General features: G+C 67.8%; 19 protein-coding genes. 8 read left to right on the forward strand and 11 right to left on the reverse strand.

Annotated features, from left to right (window positions below; genetic code table 11):
• Positions 1–1660: MFS transporter (locus ACIO3S_RS25520; protein ID WP_400468691.1), on the reverse strand; the 1660-nt coding region annotated here is incomplete at its 3' end.
• A 167-nt stretch (positions 1661–1827) separates the two neighbouring features.
• Between ACIO3S_RS25520 and ACIO3S_RS25525 the strand changes: the two genes are divergently transcribed.
• Positions 1828–2559 (forward strand): TetR/AcrR family transcriptional regulator, encoded by a 732-nt coding sequence (locus ACIO3S_RS25525; protein WP_400468692.1) that lies wholly within the window; start codon positions 1828–1830, stop codon positions 2557–2559.
• A 134-nt stretch (positions 2560–2693) separates the two neighbouring features.
• Here ACIO3S_RS25525 and ACIO3S_RS25530 read toward each other — a convergent pair whose 3' ends face one another.
• The 3 genes from ACIO3S_RS25530 to ACIO3S_RS25540 all read right to left on the reverse strand — a co-directional run bounded on the left by ACIO3S_RS25530 (position 2694) and on the right by ACIO3S_RS25540 (position 5269).
• Complete coding sequence (locus ACIO3S_RS25530; RefSeq protein ID WP_400468693.1) at positions 2694–3350, reverse strand: TetR/AcrR family transcriptional regulator; 657 nt, start codon at positions 3348–3350, stop codon at positions 2694–2696.
• Between the two features lie 286 nt (positions 3351–3636).
• The gene (locus ACIO3S_RS25535) at positions 3637–4638 is read right to left on the reverse strand and encodes an NAD(P)H-dependent flavin oxidoreductase (protein ID WP_400468694.1); all 1002 of its coding nucleotides are present in this window, start codon (positions 4636–4638) and stop codon (positions 3637–3639) included.
• Between the two features lie 73 nt (positions 4639–4711).
• Positions 4712–5269, reverse strand: coding sequence for a TetR/AcrR family transcriptional regulator (locus ACIO3S_RS25540; RefSeq protein WP_400468695.1), 558 nt, complete (start codon positions 5267–5269; stop codon positions 4712–4714).
• Between the two features lie 177 nt (positions 5270–5446).
• Between ACIO3S_RS25540 and ACIO3S_RS25545 the strand changes: the two genes are divergently transcribed.
• Genes ACIO3S_RS25545 through ACIO3S_RS25565 form a run of 5 tightly spaced genes read left to right on the forward strand, consistent with a single transcriptional unit; the run spans position 5447 to position 10890 of the window.
• The gene (locus tag ACIO3S_RS25545) at positions 5447–5848 is read left to right on the forward strand and encodes an SCP2 sterol-binding domain-containing protein (RefSeq protein WP_400468697.1); all 402 of its coding nucleotides are present in this window, start codon (positions 5447–5449) and stop codon (positions 5846–5848) included.
• Between the two features lie 10 nt (positions 5849–5858).
• Complete coding sequence (locus ACIO3S_RS25550; RefSeq protein WP_400468698.1) at positions 5859–7400, forward strand: acyl-CoA synthetase; 1542 nt, start codon at positions 5859–5861, stop codon at positions 7398–7400.
• Positions 7401–7403: 3 nt separating this feature from the next.
• Complete coding sequence (locus ACIO3S_RS25555; protein ID WP_400468700.1) at positions 7404–8660, forward strand: cytochrome P450; 1257 nt, start codon at positions 7404–7406, stop codon at positions 8658–8660.
• An 18-nt stretch (positions 8661–8678) separates the two neighbouring features.
• Positions 8679–9470 carry a coniferyl-alcohol dehydrogenase gene (locus ACIO3S_RS25560; protein WP_400468702.1) on the forward strand — a complete coding sequence of 264 codons (792 nt, stop codon included), beginning with the start codon at positions 8679–8681 and terminating at the stop codon, positions 9468–9470.
• Between the two features lies 1 nt (position 9471).
• Positions 9472–10890 carry an aldehyde dehydrogenase family protein gene (locus tag ACIO3S_RS25565; RefSeq protein WP_400468704.1) on the forward strand — a complete coding sequence of 473 codons (1419 nt, stop codon included), beginning with the start codon at positions 9472–9474 and terminating at the stop codon, positions 10888–10890.
• Between the two features lie 21 nt (positions 10891–10911).
• Here the strand turns inward: ACIO3S_RS25565 and ACIO3S_RS25570 are convergent, their stop codons facing one another.
• The gene (locus ACIO3S_RS25570) at positions 10912–11928 is read right to left on the reverse strand and encodes an MBL fold metallo-hydrolase (protein WP_400468706.1); all 1017 of its coding nucleotides are present in this window, start codon (positions 11926–11928) and stop codon (positions 10912–10914) included.
• 101 nt (positions 11929–12029) lie between these two features.
• Between ACIO3S_RS25570 and ACIO3S_RS25575 the strand changes: the two genes are divergently transcribed.
• Both ACIO3S_RS25575 and ACIO3S_RS25580 read left to right on the forward strand, forming a co-directional pair.
• A complete protein-coding gene (locus tag ACIO3S_RS25575) occupies positions 12030–12893 on the forward strand; it encodes an SDR family oxidoreductase (protein ID WP_400468708.1) in 864 nt (287 codons plus the stop codon).
• A gap of 32 nt (positions 12894–12925) precedes the next feature.
• Complete coding sequence (locus ACIO3S_RS25580; RefSeq protein ID WP_400468710.1) at positions 12926–13873, forward strand: NADPH:quinone oxidoreductase family protein; 948 nt, start codon at positions 12926–12928, stop codon at positions 13871–13873.
• A gap of 3 nt (positions 13874–13876) precedes the next feature.
• On the opposite strand, the gene ACIO3S_RS25585 is transcribed toward ACIO3S_RS25580, so the two are convergent.
• The 6 genes from ACIO3S_RS25585 to ACIO3S_RS25610 are packed head-to-tail and all read right to left on the reverse strand — an operon-like array spanning position 13877 to position 18498.
• Positions 13877–14554, reverse strand: coding sequence for a nitroreductase (locus ACIO3S_RS25585; protein WP_400468712.1), 678 nt, complete (start codon positions 14552–14554; stop codon positions 13877–13879).
• Between the two features lie 12 nt (positions 14555–14566).
• Complete coding sequence (locus ACIO3S_RS25590) at positions 14567–14833, reverse strand: cytochrome C oxidase subunit IV family protein (protein ID WP_400468714.1); 267 nt, start codon at positions 14831–14833, stop codon at positions 14567–14569.
• Entirely contained in the window at positions 14830–15486 is a 657-nt protein-coding gene (locus tag ACIO3S_RS25595) for a cytochrome c oxidase subunit 3 (RefSeq protein WP_400468716.1), read from the reverse strand. The genes ACIO3S_RS25590 and ACIO3S_RS25595 overlap by 4 nt, the downstream gene beginning before the upstream one ends.
• A complete protein-coding gene (locus ACIO3S_RS25600) occupies positions 15483–16190 on the reverse strand; it encodes a hypothetical protein (RefSeq protein WP_400468718.1) in 708 nt (235 codons plus the stop codon). The genes ACIO3S_RS25595 and ACIO3S_RS25600 overlap by 4 nt, the downstream gene beginning before the upstream one ends.
• Positions 16187–17338, reverse strand: coding sequence for an acyl-CoA dehydrogenase family protein (locus ACIO3S_RS25605; protein ID WP_400468720.1), 1152 nt, complete (start codon positions 17336–17338; stop codon positions 16187–16189). The genes ACIO3S_RS25600 and ACIO3S_RS25605 overlap by 4 nt, the downstream gene beginning before the upstream one ends.
• An 8-nt stretch (positions 17339–17346) precedes the next feature.
• Positions 17347–18498 (reverse strand): acetyl-CoA C-acetyltransferase, encoded by a 1152-nt coding sequence (locus tag ACIO3S_RS25610; protein WP_400468722.1) that lies wholly within the window; start codon positions 18496–18498, stop codon positions 17347–17349.
• Positions 18499–18553 lie beyond the last annotated feature (55 nt).

Below are 18553 nucleotides of genomic sequence, written 5' to 3' on the forward strand. Positions count from 1 at the left end.
CAACCCGGGCCCCGTTACCCCGGGCCGACCCGCCGAGTTGGGGCCCGGGGGGGGTTTTCGGGGGTGGTCCCCCACCCCCGCCCCCCCCCCCCCGGGGGTTCCCCCCCCCCCCCCCCCCCCCCCCCGGCTCGGCGCTCTCGCTCGAGAACCCGCGCCGGCCCGGCAGTAGCACGAGGACGATCAGTGTTCCTGCGGCCATGACGATCCCGCCGACGAGGCTGGCCTGGGCGACACCGTGGGCGAAGGCCTGGTGGACGGCTTCCACCATGGCCAGGGCCTGCTGGGGCCCGGCGGAGGGGTCTTGCGCGACCCGTTCCGCAACACCCAGGCCGCCGCCGACCGAGTCCTTGGCGATCTCCATCGCCTCCGTTGGGAGCCGGTTGCCCACCAGGTCGGTGAGCTTGTCCCGGTAGGCCGTGCCCAGCAGCGAGCCCAGCACTGCGATGCCCAGGGCCCCGCCCAGCTCCAGTGCGGTGTCGTTGACGCCGCCGCCGACGCCCAGCTCGGCTTCGGGGAAGGAGCCCATGATCGTGTCGGTTGCGGGCGAGATGGCCAGTCCGAGCGCAAGGCCCAGCATCATCAGCGGCGCCAGGAAGTCCCCGTACGTCGACCCCTTGTCGATCTGGGTGAGCAGGAACATGCCCGCGGTGCCGATGGTCATGCCGGTCACGACCATCGTCTTCACTCCCAGCTTCGGGGTGAGCATCCCGGTCACAGCGGACCCGAGGAACACCGCGCCGCCCAGCGGCAGCAGTCGAATGCCCGTGTCCAGGGCGTCGTAGTCGAGGACGAACTGCAGGAACTGCGTCGAGTAGTAGATCACGGCGAACATACCGAAGAAGAAGAAGAGCACCACGAGCATCGAGCCGCTGAAGGGCCGCAGTGCGAACCTTCGGACGTTCAGCATCGGGTGCGGGTGCCGCAGCTCCCAGACGACGAAGGCGGCCAGACCGACGGCGGCGGCCACCGCGGCGGTGACGGGACCGGCGCTCCAGCCGAAGTGCGGGCCCTCGATGGCGGCGTAGATCAGGGAACCGACGGAGACGATCGACAGCAGACCACCCACATAATCGATCCGGCCCATGCCCTCCGCCTTGGACGGCAGCACCAGGACGAGCGCGCCGAGCACGGCGACGAGGGCGATCGGCACGTTGATCAGGAAGGTCGAGCCCCAGTCGTGGTCCTCGAGCAGCCAGCCGGAGACCAGTGGGCCGACGGCTACCGCAAGTCCGGACGTCGCGGCCCAGGCGGTGATGGCCTTGCCTCGCTCGCTGCGGGGGAAGGTCGCGACCACCAGGGAAAGCGTGGCCGGCATGACGACCGCGGCACCGACGCCCATGATCGCGCGGGCCGCGATGACCAGCGTGGTCTCGTCGACCATGCTCCCCATCACCGAACCGCCGGCGAAGATCAGCAGGCCCAGCACCAGTGCGCCGCGGCGGCTGTACTTGTCGCCGATCGAGCCCAGCACGAGCATCAGCGCCGCGTACGGAACGGTGTAGCTGTCTACGACCCACTGCAGGTCACTGCTGCTCAGGCCGAGGTCAGTGGTCATGTCGGGGGCGGCGACGATCAGTGACGTGTTCGCCATCACTGTGATCAGCAGGCTCAGGCACAGCACGATCAACGCCCACCAGCGCCGTGCGTACGGCTCGATCATATTTTCCACGGGTGTGTTTGCAAGTAAGGGCATCAGTAGCTCCTGAGAGAGACGGGTGGGCGAACAGGGGCAGTTAGTTGCCCATCGATGTGCAGGTTAGTTTATTGCCCATGACTGTGCAAATATCGCGGTTGACTCCCTCCGCCAACCCGCCTCGAGGTGCCGACATGACCAACCGATCAGCGCCACCTCCGACGAGGTTGAGACGGCCTCCGGACCGGCCGCTCGAGACCGCGCCGTCTCCTGTTCCGCCGTCGACCTCGATGTCGGCGCAGCGTAGGGACGCGCTGGCCACCCACTCCCGGATCCTCGATGCGGCTCGGCAGGTACTGACCCGCGACCCCGACGGCAGCCTGGAGGACATCGCCTGTGCGGCCGGTGTGGCCCGGCGCACCGTTTATGCCCACTTCGCCGGCCGGGCCGCGCTCGTCGAGGGCCTTGCTGCCGAGGCCGCGGAGGTGATCCGGCGCGCCGTTGCGGCTGCTCCGGCTCCGACCTCCGACGCCGTCGCGGACCTGGCGCGATTCGTCCTCATGGTGTGGCCCGTTGGTGACCGCTACCGCACCCTGATCCGGCTGGCCCGCGGCCAGGACCTCGGCCGCGCACGCGTCGATGAGCTGTTGGCACCCGCCCGCGACCTGGTCACGAGGGTCTTCGCCCGTGGCCGCCGGCAGGGCGTCTTCCAGACCACCGTCGCGCCCGACCTGCTCGGCCGAGCGATCGAGGCCCAGTTGCTGGCCCTGCTCGACTGCGTCGACTGCGTCGACCTCGGCCTGTGGTCCGACGACGGCACCGGCGCCGCCACCGCCGCCCTCATCGCCGCCGGAGTCGCCCCCGACACTGCCGCCGCGAAGGTCGATCAGGTACGGACGTCCGGGTCACCGCCGAGTCCCTTCTGAACCCCCGTGTACGCACCTGGCTGGCACTCAAGCGCGACGGTGACCGGGCGTGCGGGTTTCGTGCTCGTCCTGACCCGACGGCTCCGACGCCGGCTGCCGTGACGCCTCGCCGAACGGGTCGGCCAGAGAGAAGATCAGGTGTCTTGGGCCGGAGCGGCTGTGCCCATGCCCATCGCCGACGCCACCTCGGCGACCACTACGCTCGCCCGAGCCTCCGGCACGCCGGCCGCGATGAGGGTGCTCGTGGCGATCCGGCGCCCGTCGTCCTCCAGTGCGCCGGTGTTGACGGAGTCCACCAGAGCGACGATCAACGCCATCAGGCCTGTGCTCTGCACGGCCGGCGGCAGATGGGAGTGGAAGACGCCGTCCCGCTGCCCGCGCTCCAGGATCCCGGTGACGGCCTGCCGGGCCGGCGCGAGCACCTCGGCGAAGCGATCGGAGCCGAGGTCCCGCTGGGTGAGCGCCATCAGCATGCGGTAGCGGTCGCCCACGCGCCACATCCGGAGTACGAACCATGCCAACGCCTGCTCGGCAGGCTCTCCCGGCTCCGGCCCGGCCTCCACCGCGTTCCGAAATGTCTCGGCGGCTTCCTCGGCGAGCGCTTCCAGCAGCGCCGCCCGCCCGGGGAAGTGCCCGTAGAGGGTGCGACGGACGACCCCGGCGGCCCGTGCCAGCTCCTCCAGCGTGACATCGGGGTTTCGTCCCAGCTCCTCGCGGGCCGTGGCCAGGATGCGCGCCCGGTTGGACCGCGAATTACTGCGCTGCGGCTCGCGGGCCACGGGCTTGCTCACGGAGAACCTCGCAGCATCAGAGGACGGACGAACGGCCTCCCATTATGTCACTCCGAGCCGAAGCCCCGTCATCTGGGCGCTGCTGCGCGGACACGTGAGCTGCGTCCTCCATCACCGGAGTCGCTGGTGTCCGTGGGTCCTGGGAACAGCATGTCGCCGCATCGGGTGCACCGCTGGCTGACTCCGGCGTCACCGAAGGGAACCCACTCGTGGGTGTGCAATCCTCCGCTCTGTGAGGAGATGGGCCGCAGGATGCGACGCAGCGAGGCGCCCAGGTTCGACAGATTCACGACCGCGCCTGAGAATCCTGAAGCGCTGCCTCCGCCGTTGTGGATAGCAGCCGGCCCTGAATGAGTGCAGTTGCCTCATCGACCATCCGGGTGATCAGTTCCGCGCAGGTGGGGATGTCATCGATCAGCCCTTGCGCAGTGCTGACATGCCAGATGCCGGCGTCGAGGTCTCCGGTCTCGAAGACGCCGCGGCCGCGGGCGCCCGCGACCAGGTCGCGTACGTCACTGAACTCTCCGCCGTCGGCGAGGATCTGGACCACCTCGCGGCTTACGGCGTTGCTGGCGACGCGCGCGGTGTTGCGTAGGGGCCGGAAGATGAGTTCGGTGTCGAGCTCGGAGGCTTCGACGATGCGCCGTTTGACCGTCTCGTGAACAGGGGCCTCCCGGGTGCACAGGAAACGAGTGCCCATGTTGACGCCGTCGGCGCCCAGGGCTAGCGCCGCGACCAGCCCACGCGCGTCCGCGAAGCCACCGGAGGCAATCATCGGGATGGTGATCTTCGCTGCGGCGGCGGGGATCAGGATGAGCCCTGGGATGTCGTCCTCGCCAGGATGGCCGGCACACTCGAAGCCGTCGATGCTGATGCCGTCTACACCGAGCGCCTGCGCCTTGACGGCGTGGCGGACCGAGGTGCACTTGTGGAGCACCTTGACACCTGCCGCGTGGAAGTGCGGCACGTAGTCGGCTGGATTGGCGCCGGCGGTCTCCACGATCGGGACGCCGCTCTCGATGATCGCGTCACGGTACTCGGCGTACGGCGGCGGGTTGATCGAGGGCAGGATGGTCAGGTTCACTCCGAACGGCTTGTCAGTCAGGTCGCGGGTTCGGGCGATCTCCTTGACCAGGTCCTCCGGGGTGGCCTGCGTCAGGCCGGTGATGATGCCTAGGCCGCCCGCGTTGGACACCGCTGAGGCCAGTTCGGCGCGACCCACCCACTGCATGCCGCCCTGGACGATGGGAACTTCGACGCCGAACGCATCGGTGAACTTGGTACGCATCTTCATCCTCGATTCGAATGTAAATTCAATAATGCGCATGGCCCTGTGCGGCGATGCGAGCTTCTTGCTGGCCTCAGGGCCGGGTGGTTGCGGTATTGATGAGCAGCCGGAGCGCCCAGGAGAGGGTGGCGTCGGCGGTCTCGTCGTGGCTGCTGTCGTCGCCGGCCAGCTCGCGACCGGCGACCAAGAACAGAGCCGTGCGGGCATAGGACATGGCGTCCTGTTCTGGCACCAGTGCCCTGAAAGTCTCGAGGACGACCTGGTAACGCTCCTCGTCCACTGCGGCCTGTACGGCACGGACGGATGGGTCGATCGCGCTCCACGCACGGATTGCGGCCTCGGCGCGGTGGGGGAGTGACATGGCCACGTCGTGGAGCATCTTGAGGCGATGTATGGGGTCTGGTTCGGCGGCGACAAGGTTCACGAGCATGGTGGTGCGTTGCTGGTGCCAGTGTGCGATCAGGCGGCCGGTGAAGTCTGCCCAGTTGTCGAACCGATGGTAGAAGGACCCGGTGGTGACGCCGAGGTGCGCGCAGAGTGGCGCGAGCTTCAGTCCGGCGTAGCCGTCGCTCGCAAGGATCTCGAGTCCTGCATCGTAGAAGGACTCCTCGGCGCGTACGGGCTGGCTCATGGATCTCCTGGCTTCGTGTGTGGGCCCCTGATCATAACTCGACTTACGGGCCGTTTCGGCAAAATCTAACAGCGATTAAGTTTTCCGGGGGATTCTCTGGACTGCCCGCACCCTCGCGCGTACTGTGTTGGCCATCACATAAGTCAACTTATGTTGAACGCTGAGGAGTGAAGATCAATGGGGTTCAAGGACGCGGGCGAGGTCCGCAAGTATCTGGGTGGCGTGTTCGAGACTGCCTTCGCCGATCCGGAGATCGGCCCGAAGCTGCGGGCGACGGGCATCGTGCTCAAGACGGTCTATACCGAGCCGGACGCGGTGGTGCTCATCGATGCCACCCAAGGAACGGTCAGCGAGGGGAGCGCAGCCGACGAAGCATCGGCGCAGATGACGATGACCGCCGACACCGGCAATGCCTACTGGCAGGGCAAGGTCAACCTTCCGTTGGCCATGGCCAAGAGCCGCATCAAGGTCGACGGCAACGTCGCCAGCCTGCTCAAGCTGGCCCCGCTCGGCAAGAAGCTCTATCCGGCCTATGTGGAGACCCTCAAGGCCGATGGCCGCGGGGATCTGCTGGTCTGAGGTGGTTGGAATGTACCCAGGAACCCACGCCAAGGTGACTCCCGACAAGCCCGCTGTCGTCATGGCGGGCTCGGGAGAAACGCTCACCTACCACCAGCTCGACCGGCACTCGGGAGAGCTCGCCTCTGCGTTGTACGGCCTCGGCCTCCGCAAGGGCGACGTGATCGCGATGCTCAGTGACAACACGCTCGAGTGCTTCGAGATCTACTGGGCCGCGATCCGCTCCGGTCTGTACGTCACCGCGGTCAACCGTCATCTTTCTCCGTCGGAGGTGGCCTACATCATCGAGGACAGCGACGCTCAGGTGCTCCTCGTGTCGGCTGGCTTGCGCGAGCTCGCGGAGCAGGTCGTGCCGCTGGTCGAGCACGTCCGCCATCGCTACGCGTTCGGTGGCGCGGTCGACGGCTACGACGACTACCTCGAGCTGCGCGCGCAGGCTGGTCCGCCGCTGACCGATCAGCCTCGGGGGTCGGACATGCTCTATTCATCCGGAACGACCGGGAGGCCCAAGGGGATCCGGCCGTCGCTGCTGCCGATCCAGGTCGATGAGCCCGGTGACCCGATCACGGGGATACTCGCGAAGGTCTTCCAGGTCGGGCCGGAGGACGTCTACCTCTCGCCAGCGCCGATCTACCACGCGGCCCCTCTGAAATGGGCCGGTGCAGTCCACGCGCTGGGTGGAACCGTGGTGATGATGGATCGCTTCGACGCGGAGGCCGCGCTCGCGGCCATTGAGAAGTATGGCGTCACCGTCACTCAGATGGTGCCCACGATGTTCGTCAGGATGCTGCAGCTGGCTGACGACGTACGAGGGAATTACGACGTCTCGTCCTTGAGGCTCGCCGTGCACGCGGCGGCACCGTGCCCGCCGGACGTCAAGCAGGCGATGATCGACTGGTGGGGCGCCATCCTCTGGGAGTACTACGGCGCGACCGAACAGCACGGCATCTGCATCATCTCCACCCCGGAGTGGCTCCAGAAGCGTGGTTCGGTCGGCAAGGCGGGCCTCGGGATCGTCCACATCTGTGACGACGCGGGCCGCGAGCTGCCGGTAGGCGAGGTCGGCTCGATCTACTTCGAGCGCGAGACGCGGCCCTTCGAGTACCACAAGGACCCGGAGAAGACCCGTCAGGCTCAGCACCCCGAGCACGACAACTGGACGACGGTCGGCGACCTCGGCTACCTCGACGACGAAGGCTATCTCTTCATGACCGACCGCAAGGCGTTCACCATCATCTCCGGTGGGGTCAACATCTACCCGCAGGAGGTCGAGAACGTCCTGACTCTCCACCCAGCGGTCTACGACGTCGCGGTGATCGGGATCCCGGACGCGGAGATGGGGCAGACGGTGAAGGCGTTCGTGCAGCCCAAGGCGGACGTCGAAGCCGACGACGCCCTCGGCGCGGAGCTGATCGCCTATGTGCGCGAGCGGATCGCCCACTACAAGGCGCCGCGCTCGGTCCAGTTCGTCGACTCCCTCCCGCGCACGGCGACCGGAAAGCTGGTCAAGCGAGAGCTGGAGCGACTTTATCTTGCGACGACGGGAGCATGACCTATGACCACGATCGCCCAGCCCGTCAGGGCGTACGACCCGATCGACATCTCCGCGCTCGGCTTCTGGGCCCAGACGGCTGCGGAGCGCGAGGAGAGCTTCAAGATCCTTCGCCGAGAGCGGCCCGTCAGCTGGCATCGGCCGCTCGAGGGCGCGCTGATGCCGCCCGAGAACGACGGCGTCTGGGTCGTGACCACTCATGAGCTGATCGGATACGTCAGCAAGCACCCCGAGCTGTTCTGCTCCGGCCAGGGCTTCCAGTTCGAGGAGGTCCCCGAGGACATCCTCGACGCCGCAGGTTCGTTCCTCGGCATGGACGACCCGCGCCATGCGAAGCTGCGCAAGCTGGTGAGCGTGGCCTTCACGCCCAAACAGGTGGCCAAGATCCGCGAGCAGATCAAGAACCAGGCCAGACTGATCGTCGATGGACTCCTCGCCAATCCGGAGGGCGACTTCGTCGAGGCCGTCTCCAAGCGGCTGCCGATGTGGACGGTCTACGAGATGATGGGGCTCGAGAGCCAGAGCGACCGCGAGGAAGCCGCTCACCATGCCGATGGCATGGTGTCGTGGGCCGACGAGGACGTCGCCGCCGGGCGTGAACCGGGAGAGGTCCTCAACGAGTCCCTGGTCTCGCTGCTGCAGATGGGATTCGAGTTCGCCGAGTCACGGCGCGCCCACCCCAAGCAGGACCTGATGACCAACCTGGTCCAGGCCGAGGTCGACGGCGATCGGCTCACCGACGAAGAGATCGCGTCGTTCTTCGTGCTCCTCTCGGTGGCGGGTAACGACACCACTCGCAACTCCATCAGCCTGACCATGAAGGCCCTCCAGGACTTCCCTGACCAGCGTGACCTTCTCCTGGAGGACTTCGACGGCAGGATCGGCACCGCCATCGAGGAGTTCGTGCGGTTCGCGTCGCCGGTCATGACCTTCCGGCGCACCGCGACCCAGGACACCGAGCTCGGCGGACAGCAGATCCGGGCCGGCGACTGGGTGGCGCTGATCTACTCCTCCGGCAACCGCGACGAGCAGGTCTTCACCGACCCCGACAGGCTCGACATCACTCGCGACCCCAACCCGCACGTGGGGTTCGGCGGCGGAGGTCCCCACTTCTGTCTCGGCAACTTCGTCGCCCGGATGCAGCTGCGCGAGATCTTCGACCAGCTGCTGCACCGAGCCCCGACCCTGCGGCTCGGTGAGCCGACCTTCCTGACCGGCAACTTCGTGCATGCGGTCAAGTCCATGCCCTACACCCTCTGAAGTCTGGAGCTGATCCTCATGTCCGACCTCACCGGCAAGCGCTACGTCGTCACGGGCGCTGCCTCCGGCATCGGCCACGCGGTGGCCGAGAAGCTCATCAAGGCTGGCGCCGAGGTGACCAGCCTTGACCGTAACGACCCGACAGCGCCGGTCGCCCGGCATATCCGCGTGGACCTCGCCGACCCGGACAGCATCGACGCTGCTCTCGAGCAGCTCGACGGCGAGTACGACGCATTGCTCAACGTGGCTGGCGTGCCGGGCACCGTTTCCGGTCCCATCGTCTTCGCCATCAACACCCTCGCGATGCGCAAGCTCGCCGAGGCGTTCCTCGAGCGGCTCGTACCGGGCGGCAGCGTGGTCGTGGTGTCCTCCACCGCGGGCTTCGCCTGGCCGCAGCGGCTGGCGACGATTCGGGAGTTCCTGGCGACCGACACCTACGAGGAGGGCGCGGAATGGTTCGCCGCCCACCCGCAGGAGGGCAACGCGTACAACTTCTCCAAGGAGTGCAGCACCGTCTACGTGCACGCCATGGGGCTGGCCTTCCACGAGATGGGCTTCCGGATCAATGCGGTGCTTCCCGGCCCCGTGCAGACACCGATCCTGGAGGACTTCCGCGAGACGATGGGAGAGGACACCATCGACGGCCTCGCCACTCTGCTGGGGCGGCACGGCACCCCCGAGGACATCGCGGGAGTGGTCGTCTTCCTCGCCTCCGACGAGGCCCGCTGGATCAACGGCGAGGCGGTAGGTGTCGACGGAGGAATCGGTGGCGCCGTGCTCGCCGGCAACGTCCCGGTCCCGGAGTTCTGAGATGACGATCGACGACACGACGTCCCGGGCTCCCGGGCAGGTCCCGAAGCCAGAGCCGATCGACATCACCGCAACCGTCGAGCGCATCCGGAGTCTGTTCGGCACCGGGCGTACGCGGCCGATCGCGTGGCGTCTGGAGCAGATCGATGGGCTGGAGCGCCTCGTCACCGAGCGCGAGCAGGAGATCGCTGAGGCGATCGGGGCTGATCTCGGGCGCAACGCGTTCGACTCCTGGTTCGGCGAGATCGTCGGGCTGAAGGGTGAGATCGCCGAGACCCGTCGCCATCTGCGCCGCTGGATGCGGCCCAAGCGGCATCACGTGCCGCTCATGCAACGGCCGGGTGCTGCGTGGGTGCAGTACGAGCCGCTGGGGGTGGTGCTTGTCATCGGTCCGTGGAACTACCCGGTGCTGCTCACCCTCTCACCCTTGCTGGCCGCGGTGTCTGCGGGTAACGCGGTGGTCGTGAAGCCGTCCGAGATGGCGCCGGCCACCTCGGCGCTGCTGTCTCGCCTGCTGCCCGAGTACCTGGACCCCGAGGCGGTCAAGGTCGTCGAGGGCGACGGTGCGGTGACCCAGGAGCTGCTCGCGCGGGGTTTCGACCACGCCTTCTTCACCGGAGGAACGGCGATCGGTCGCAAGATCATGGCGGGAGCCGCGCCCACCCTCACACCGGTCACGCTCGAGCTCGGGGGCAAGAGCCCGGTGGTCGTGGCCGCCGACGCGGATCTCGACGTGGTCGCGCGCCGTCTGGCCTGGGTCAAGCTGATGAACTCTGGCCAGACCTGCATCGCTCCCGACTACGTCCTGGTCGAGGACTCGGTGAAGGACGCCCTGGTCGAGAAGGTGGTCGGTGCAATTGCCGACACCAACGCCGACCAGGCGCCGATGAAGCGAATCGTCAACCAGCGGCAGTACGACCGCCTCGTCGGATACCTGCAGGCGACGAAGGGGAAGATCGCCGTAGGCGGAGCACACGATCCGCAGATGTTCGGCATCGAGCCGAGCGTCGTGGTCGACCCCAGTCCTGACGAGCCGTTGATGCGCGAGGAGATCTTCGGTCCGATCCTCCCGATCGTGGGTGTGGACTCCGTCGATGCTGCGATCGCCCATGTCAACGCCGGCGACAAGCCTCTCGGCCTCTACGTCTTCAGCCGATCCAGAGCCACGGCTCGACGGGTCGTCGACGCAGTGCCTGCCGGTGGTGCGGTGGTCAACCACATCGCCCTGCACTTCCTGGTCCCGTCGTTGCCGTTCGGTGGCGTCGGGGCCAGCGGCATGGGCACCTGTCACGGTGAGTACGGCTTCCGGACCTTCAGTCACGGGAAGTCGGTCCTCACCAAGACCACACGACCGGACCTCCGGTTCGTCTACCCGCCCTACACCGAGACGACGAAACGGCTGATGCGCCGGATCTTCTGACGGACCCGGCGCCGCCGTGGGTCATGCCGCGTAGTGCTCCACGGCGGTGCCGGACACCGTCAGGCGGTCCAGTCGCACCAATCGCTCCAGGTGGCTGCGAACCTCCAGGACCGCTGTCATCGCGTGCACGGTGCCGAGCTGGGACAGACGGAGCTCCCGCCGAGTCCATCGCATCTGGTCGGCCACCTCATAGGCGGTTGACGCGCCGGTCGCGACGTAGTCCCGCACCACCTTGAGACGCTCGTCGTGATGGTCGAGAAGCTCACGCACACGATCGTGCACGCTGGCCGTCGCCAGCCCGTGGGCCGGCAGCATCTGCCGGTCCGGCACGTCCGCCAGGAGCTGGAGCGAGGAGACGTACGACGCCAGCGCGTCGTCTTCAGGAGCCTGCTCGAATGCGATCGACGGCGTGATCCTGGGGAGGACGTGGTCGCCCGTGAGCGCCCACCCGCGCGCCCCGGGGCGGCCATCGAGCTCATAGACCATGTGTCCCCGGGTGTGCCCGGGAGTGGAGCGGGCGACGACCGGCACGCCACCGCAATCGACGATGTCTCCGTCGTCGAGCCACTGGTCGGGCGGGGTGAAAGGCATCGCCCGCTCGTGATCCTCCACCGGGTGGTTGTCGACCGCGTCGGCCAGGCCGTCCGCGCCGGCGCGCCTCAGCAGCTCGACCTGACGTGGGTATGGACCTGAGGCCAGGTCGAGGGCGTCGATGGAGTGCCCTTCGCCCCGGCCGAGGAACACCTCCGCCCCGATGCGATCGCGCAGGTCGAGCGCCTGGGTGTAGTGGTCCCAATGAGAGTGGGTGACCAGGATCCTGCGTACGTCGGCCAGATCGGCCCCGAGAGTTGCGAGGCCGTCGTGGAGTGCCGCCTCGGTCTGGGTGCTCTTCCAGCCGGGATCCACCAACGTGAGTCCGTCGGAGCCGGTGATCGCATAGCAGTTCACCAGCGGCAGCCCCTCGAGCGGGAGCGGGAGCGGCAGTCGGGTGATGTGGGGAGCGATCGACTCGACCGCGTACTCCTCGGGCTGTGCCATGTTCGTGCCTTCCTCTCGTTTCAAGAAAATCTAACAGAGAATAGAATTTGGCGCTGGGATGTCCTAACCTGGATTCAAAACTGCTAGCAGGAGGAACAGAGATGCCTGGAGTCGACGGCCGCGTCATCATCGTCACGGGAGCCGGTGGGGGCTTGGGGAGGGAGTACGCCCTGTCCTTGGCCTCACAAGGCGCACGGGTCGTGGTCAACGACCTGGGCGGCGCGCGCGATGGTTCAGGACAAGGCTCCGAGATGGCCGACAAGGTGGTCTCGGAGATCGAGGAGGCGGGCGGCGAGGCGGTTGCCAACTATGACAGTGTGGCCACCCCGCAGGGGGCCGCGTCGCTGCTGAAGACCACGCTCGACGCCTTCGGTGAGGTCCACGGCGTGGTCAGCAACGCGGGTATTCTGCGCGATGCGTCGTACGCCAAGATGACCGACGCTGAATGGGATGCGGTGCTGCAGGTGCACCTCTACGGTGGCTACTACGTCACCCGGGCGCTCTGGCCGCACCTGCGTGAGCAGGGCTACGGCAGGATCTTGGTCGCCGCCTCGACCAGTGGGCTGTTCGGGAACTTCGGACAGGCCAACTACGGCGCCGCCAAGCTCGGGCTCGTCGGGCTCGTCAACACGCTTGCCATCGAGGGTGCGCGGTCCGGGATCACGGCCAATGCCGTGGCACCGCTCGCGGCTACTCGGATGACCGAGGACATCGCTCCCGCCGACTTCCTGGAGAAGTTGCCTCCTGCGCACGTGGCGCCGGTCGTCACCCATCTGATGTCCGAAGAGTGCACGGATACGGCGTCGGTCTTCGTGGTCGGCGGTGGGCAGGTGCAGCGCGTGCAGCAGTTCCAGAACGCAGGCGTTCGCTTCGACGCCCCGCCGAGTCCGGGTGAGGTGGCGGAACGATGGGCGGAGATCACCGACATGACCGGGGCGGTCCCTGGGAAGAACCCGCTCGGCTGAGCGGAGGTGGGGAGCGAACTGTGCGAGCGTTAGTGCTCACAGATCTCGTCGGAGCGGGTGGTCTCGAGCTGCGTGAAGTGGCCGCTCCGACTGCTCCGGCGGGCGGTGTGGTGGTGAAAGTCGGCGCGGCCGGCGTCAACTACCCAGACCTGCTGGCGATGCGCGGTGAGTACCAGGTACGCACGCCCGTCCCGTTCGTCCCCGGGAACGAAGTCGCCGGCACGGTGGTGGCGACCGGCCCGGGGAGCGAGTACGTCGTCGGGGACCGGGTCATGGCGCTCTGCGGCACCGGTGGATATGCCGAACTGGTCGCCGTTGCCGACGACCTGTTGGTCCGTACGCCCGAGCCACTGGACGACGCCCACGCCGTCGCGCTCGTCGCCAACCATCAGACGGCGTACTTCTCATTGGCCGTGCGAGCCGGCCTGTCTGCAGGCGACCGGGTCGTCGTCCTCGGGGCGGCGGGCGGCCTTGGCTCGGCTTCGGTCCAGGTGGCGGCGGCTATGGGGGCGCGCGTGGTGGCGGTCGTGCACCGTGAAGGCGCCGCCGACTTCGTGCATGGGCTCGGGGCGGAATCCGTCGTGCGTCTCGCCGGTGACTGGGGACGGGAGGTGAAGGCCGTCCTAGGTGCCGCGGACGTGCTCGTCGACCCGGTCGGGGGTGATGCCTTCGACGCGGCCGTCCGTGTCATCGCACCCGGTGGTCGCCTCGTGGTGGTCGGCTTCGCGGGAGGAGACATCCCCCAGCTCAAGGTCAACCGGTTGCTGTTGCGGAACATCGCCGTGGTGGGCGCGGGCTGGGGGGAGTGGCTGCGCACCAGCCCCGAATCGCTCACGGAGATCGCCGATGGGGTCGCAGGGCTGGTCCGTGACGGGCTCCGGCCGCCGGTGACCGGCCGCTATCCGCTCGACCGTGGCCGGGAGGCGGTTCAGGCACTTGCGAACGGTGATGTCCGCGGCAAGGTGGTCATCGAGCCGTGATCATCATTCCGGCAGCGCGCTGACAGCCTCGTCGACCGACGCCCGCTCCGTGCGGAACCCGTTGGCGGGGTGGCCGGGATCGGCATAGCCGAAGGACACCCCGCACACGATGTCGCGGTCGTCCGGGATGCCGAGGTGCTCGTGCACGGCGTCCGCGTACATCGCGATCGCCGCCTGGGCGATCGTGTCGATCCCGAGGCTCCGAGCGGCGGTCAGCAGTGTTGAGACGTACGCTCCGCAGTCGACGGCGCCGTAGGTCCCGAGGGCCTTCGGTGTGCTGATCACCGCGACGTGAGGTGCGCCGAAGAAGCGGAAGTTCTCCAGCATCTGCCGCAACCTGCCGTCCATGTCGTCGCGCGTGATTCCGACAGCGTTGTAGAGGCCGAAGCCTGCGCCCCGTCGCCGGTCACGGTAGATGCCCTCGTACGCTTCCGGACCCTGGATGTCGGGAGCTTCCGGCCCCGTCGTGACCCGGTCCAGCAGCACCTTCGAGAACGTGGCGACGTCTTCGCCGCTCATGAGCGTGACCTGCCATGCCTGGGAGTTGCACCACGAAGCCGTACGCTGAGCGAGCTCGAACATCCGCCGGACCGTTTCAGGTGGCACGGTCTCGGACAGGAAGCCACGGCAGCTGAATCGGGCTTGCAGCAGGTCGTCCAGCACGATGTCGGCGGTGGTCATGGTGCTCCTTTGTCAGATGAGAATGAGGGTGATGAGCGTGGCGGTGACGGTCAGCAGCCAGCCTTGGAAGGCTAGCCGCAGCCCAGGTGCGGCTCCACGGATCTCCATGAAGTCCAGCCCGATGAACCAGGCCTTCCCGGCGGCGATCGCGATCGCCAGGGCAGGTACGAGGCGGGGGCTCGAGGCGGCGAAGGGATGCGCGATGCCGAGCCAGCAGGTGAGGCCCGTCGCCATGACCAGGCCGGCCCACACGTAGGTGGCGCGGGCAGACTCGGTCATGGTGCGACCTCCAGGTAGAGCAGCGCGAAGATGATGACCCACAGGAGGTCGACCATGTGCCAGTAGACGGCGATGCCTTCGGAGAGGACCGGCCGCCACCGTCCCTGGCGCAGCCCACGTCGCCAGGCGGTCAGGAAGATCGTGCCGAGGACCACGTGGAGCAGATGCAGGCCGGTCAGCACGTAGTAGTACAGGAAGAAGGCCTCCTCGCGCGGGCTGTGACCGCCGGCGATCGCGTGGGCGTACTCGGCCGCCTTGATCGCGATGAAGACGACTCCAGCGACCCTCGCGACGTCCACCAGACGGGACGCCGTGGAGAGGCTGCCGCGGCGGGCGGCGTGCAAGGCACGTACGACCACGTACGAGCTGGTCAGCAGCACCAGCGTGTTCATGGCGCCGAGGGGGGTGAGCAGCTCGCCGGCGGAGGCCGCGAACGCGGCGTGCTCACCACGCTGTTGCACGGCGAAGACCACGAAGATGACCCCGAAGAGCGTGAGATCTCCGAGGATGAAGATCCATACACCCGGCTCGGCGGGCACGTCCGCCCGCCGAGCCTCGTGCGCGGTTGGCGGGACCGTGCCGGGCGTGTCGGCTCGGAGGAAGTCCGGGAGGTCGTCGTCCCGTGGGGGAGCGGCGCGCTGATCGGCACTCATGCGGCGTTTGGGACGGCCGTCACCGCCGGTCCCCGGTGACGCCGGTAGATGATGACGCCGACGACCACCAGCCAGACCGCGTACGCGGCCAGCGCCAACCAGAAGACGAGCACCCCGTTCCAGGCGAGTGGTCCGCTGTGGAAGAAGAAAGCGAGCGGATCCGGCAGAAAGCAGAACGCGACCCAGAGGTTGAGGTAGCCCAGCCATCGAGGCAGGCGCTGCTGCGGGTCCCCGAGAATGGCGAGCCCGATCGCAACGTCCTGGATGATGAAGGGCACGATCGGTGTCAGGAAGAGCAGCCAGGCGAGATCGTTGAGGGTGACGGTCAGTTCAGGGCTGCGATCGGGCCGGAAGGACAGGAACGCCATCAGCAGCATCGGGATCAGAAGCAGCACCGAGGTCGCCGCCCCGGATGCAAGCTGTATGAACGAGAGCAGCGGTGTGCGCCCCTCGATCTCGAGCAGCTCCAAGGTCACCGCCGCCACGAAGGGAAGCACCAGACTGACCCCGAACGAGGCGATCACCAGCCCGGTCATCACCCGAACGTCGTGGCTGTAGAACTCCACGACCTCGCTGGTGCTTGAACCCGGACCGAGGGGGATCGGCAGCACTCCGGCAACCAGCCAGCCGACGAGCGAGACGACGACCGCCGCGGGCCCGCACAAGGCGGCCCACAGGCGGACGCGGTCGGTGAGCGGTCTCATGAGTCGGCGAGCTCGCGGCCGATGAGCTCCTTCATGATCTCGGTCGTGCCGCCATAGATCGTCTGGATTCGGGAGTCGACGTAAGCCTTCCCGACTGCGTACTCCCGCATATAGCCGTAGCCGCCGTGCAGCTGCAGACAGCGGTCGATGACCCGCTTCTGGAGTTCCGTGACGTACCACTTCGCCTTGGCCGCGTCGGTGGGGCTCAGCCGCCCGTCGTTGTAGGCCAGCACCGAGGCGTCCATGTACGCCTCGGCCACGTCCAGCTCGGTGGCCATCGTGGCCAGCTCGAACCGGGTGTTCTGGAAGTCGCTGATCGGGTGGCCGAACGCGGTGCGCTGCTTGCAGTAGTCCAGGGTGATCTCGTAGATGGCCCGGGCAGAGCCGATCGCCATCGCCGCCACCCCGAGGCGCTCGCGCGGCAGGTGGCTCATCAGGTACCGCAGACCCATGCCCTCCTCGCCGAGCATGTTCTCTGCCGGCACACGTGCGTCCTCGAAGAACAGCTCAGCGGTGTCCTGGCCGGGCAGACCGATCTTGTCGAGCTGTCGGCCCCGGTGGAAGCCGGGCGTCCCGGCCTCCACCACGAACAGCGTGTAGCCGCGCGATCCGGCGTCGGGATCGGTGCGGGTGGCGAGGACGACCACGTCGGCGGTGATCCCGCTGGAGATGAACGTCTTCTGGCCGTTGACCACCCAGGTATCACCGTCGCGCCGGGCGGAGGTCCGGATCCCGCGCAGGTCGCTGCCGGCACCCGGCTCCGTCATGGCGAGGGCGCCGAGGATGTCGCCGGTCGCGCAACCGGGCAGCCAGCGCTTGCGCTGCTCCTCGTCGGTGAGATCGGTGAGGTAGTGGAGCACCAGGTCGTCCTGCAGACCGAGTGTCAGGCCGAAGGAGAGTGCGTTGATGCGCGCCACCTCCTCGCACACCACCAGCCGGAAGCGGTAGTCGAGCTCGCCGGCCCCGCCGTACTGCTCGGGGACGTTGAGCGCATAGACGCCGGCCTCGGCGGCCTTGCGGTAGACGTCGCGGGGGATCAGGTGTGCGTCGTCCCACGCGTCCTTGTGCGGAGCCACCTCGCGTTCCAGGAACTCCCGCACCGTTCCTCGATACGCCTCGTGGTCGGCGTCGTAGAGGGTCCGACCCATGCCGGCCATCAGAGACGCTCGATGATGGTCACGTTGGCCTGGCCGCCACCCTCGCACATCGTCTGCAGGCCGTAGCGCCCGCCGGTGCGCTCGAGCTCGTGCAGGAGCGATGTCATCAGCCGGGCTCCGGTGGCGCCGAGCGGGTGGCCCAGGGCGATGGCACCACCATTGGGGTTGACCTTCGCCGGGTCGGCCCCGATCTCCTGGAGCCAGGCGAGCACGACCGGGGCGAAGGCCTCGTTGATCTCGACGGCGTCGATGTCGTCGATGGTCATGCCCACTCGCTTCAGAGCCTGCTGCGTGGCCGGGGTCGGTGCGGTGAGCATCATCACCGGGTCGTCCCCGAGGACCGAGACGTGGTGGATCCGGGCGCGCGGGGTCAGCCCGTAGCGATTGACCGCGTCCTCGGAGGCGATCAGCAGGGCGGCGGCGCCGTCGGAGACCTGGCTGGCGGCAGCGGCAGTGAGTACGCCGTCGGGCACCAGCGTCGGCAGCGTTGCCATCTTCTCGAGCGTGGTGTCCCGACGGGGTCCCTCGTCCTGGGTCACCCCGACGTACTCGATGATCTCCTGGTCGAAATGACCGCCGTCGATGGCGGCGAGGGCGCGCCGGTGGCTCTCGAACGCGAACCTCTCGGTGTCCTCGCGGCTGTGGCCCCACTTCTCGGCGATCATCTCGGCGCCGCGGAACTGAGAGATCTCCTGGGTGCCGTAGCGGGCCTCCCAGCCCTTCGAGCCGGTCCACGGGTCCGTCGATCCGTAGGGCTCGCCGGCGCCGAAGGCGGACAGGATCGGGAACTGCGTCATCTTCTGCACCCCGCCGGCGACGACCAGGTCCTGAAAGCCGCTCCTGACGCCCATCGCAGCGAAGCTGACCGCCTGCTGCGAGGAGCCGCACTGTCGGTCGATGGTCACGCCCGGCACCGTCTCCGGCAGTCCGGCGGCCAGCGCGGCGGTGCGGGCGATGTCGCCGGCCTGGGCGCCGATGTTGTCCAGGCAGCCCAGCACGACGTCATCGATCGCGGCGGGGTCGATCTGGTTGCGGTCGACGACCGTCTTGATGACGTGAGCGGCGAGGTCGGCGGGATGTACGTCGCTGAAGCCGCCCTTGCGACGTCCGACAGCGGTGCGGGCTGCGTCGACGATGTAAGCCTCGGGCATGGGGGTTCCTCCTTGATGTGGTGAATCTAATCTAGAATAAAAAAGATCGTAGTGG

The sequence above is a fragment of the Nocardioides sp. NPDC087217 genome, assembly GCF_044744805.1.
Lineage (GTDB): Bacteria > Actinomycetota > Actinomycetes > Propionibacteriales > Nocardioidaceae > Nocardioides.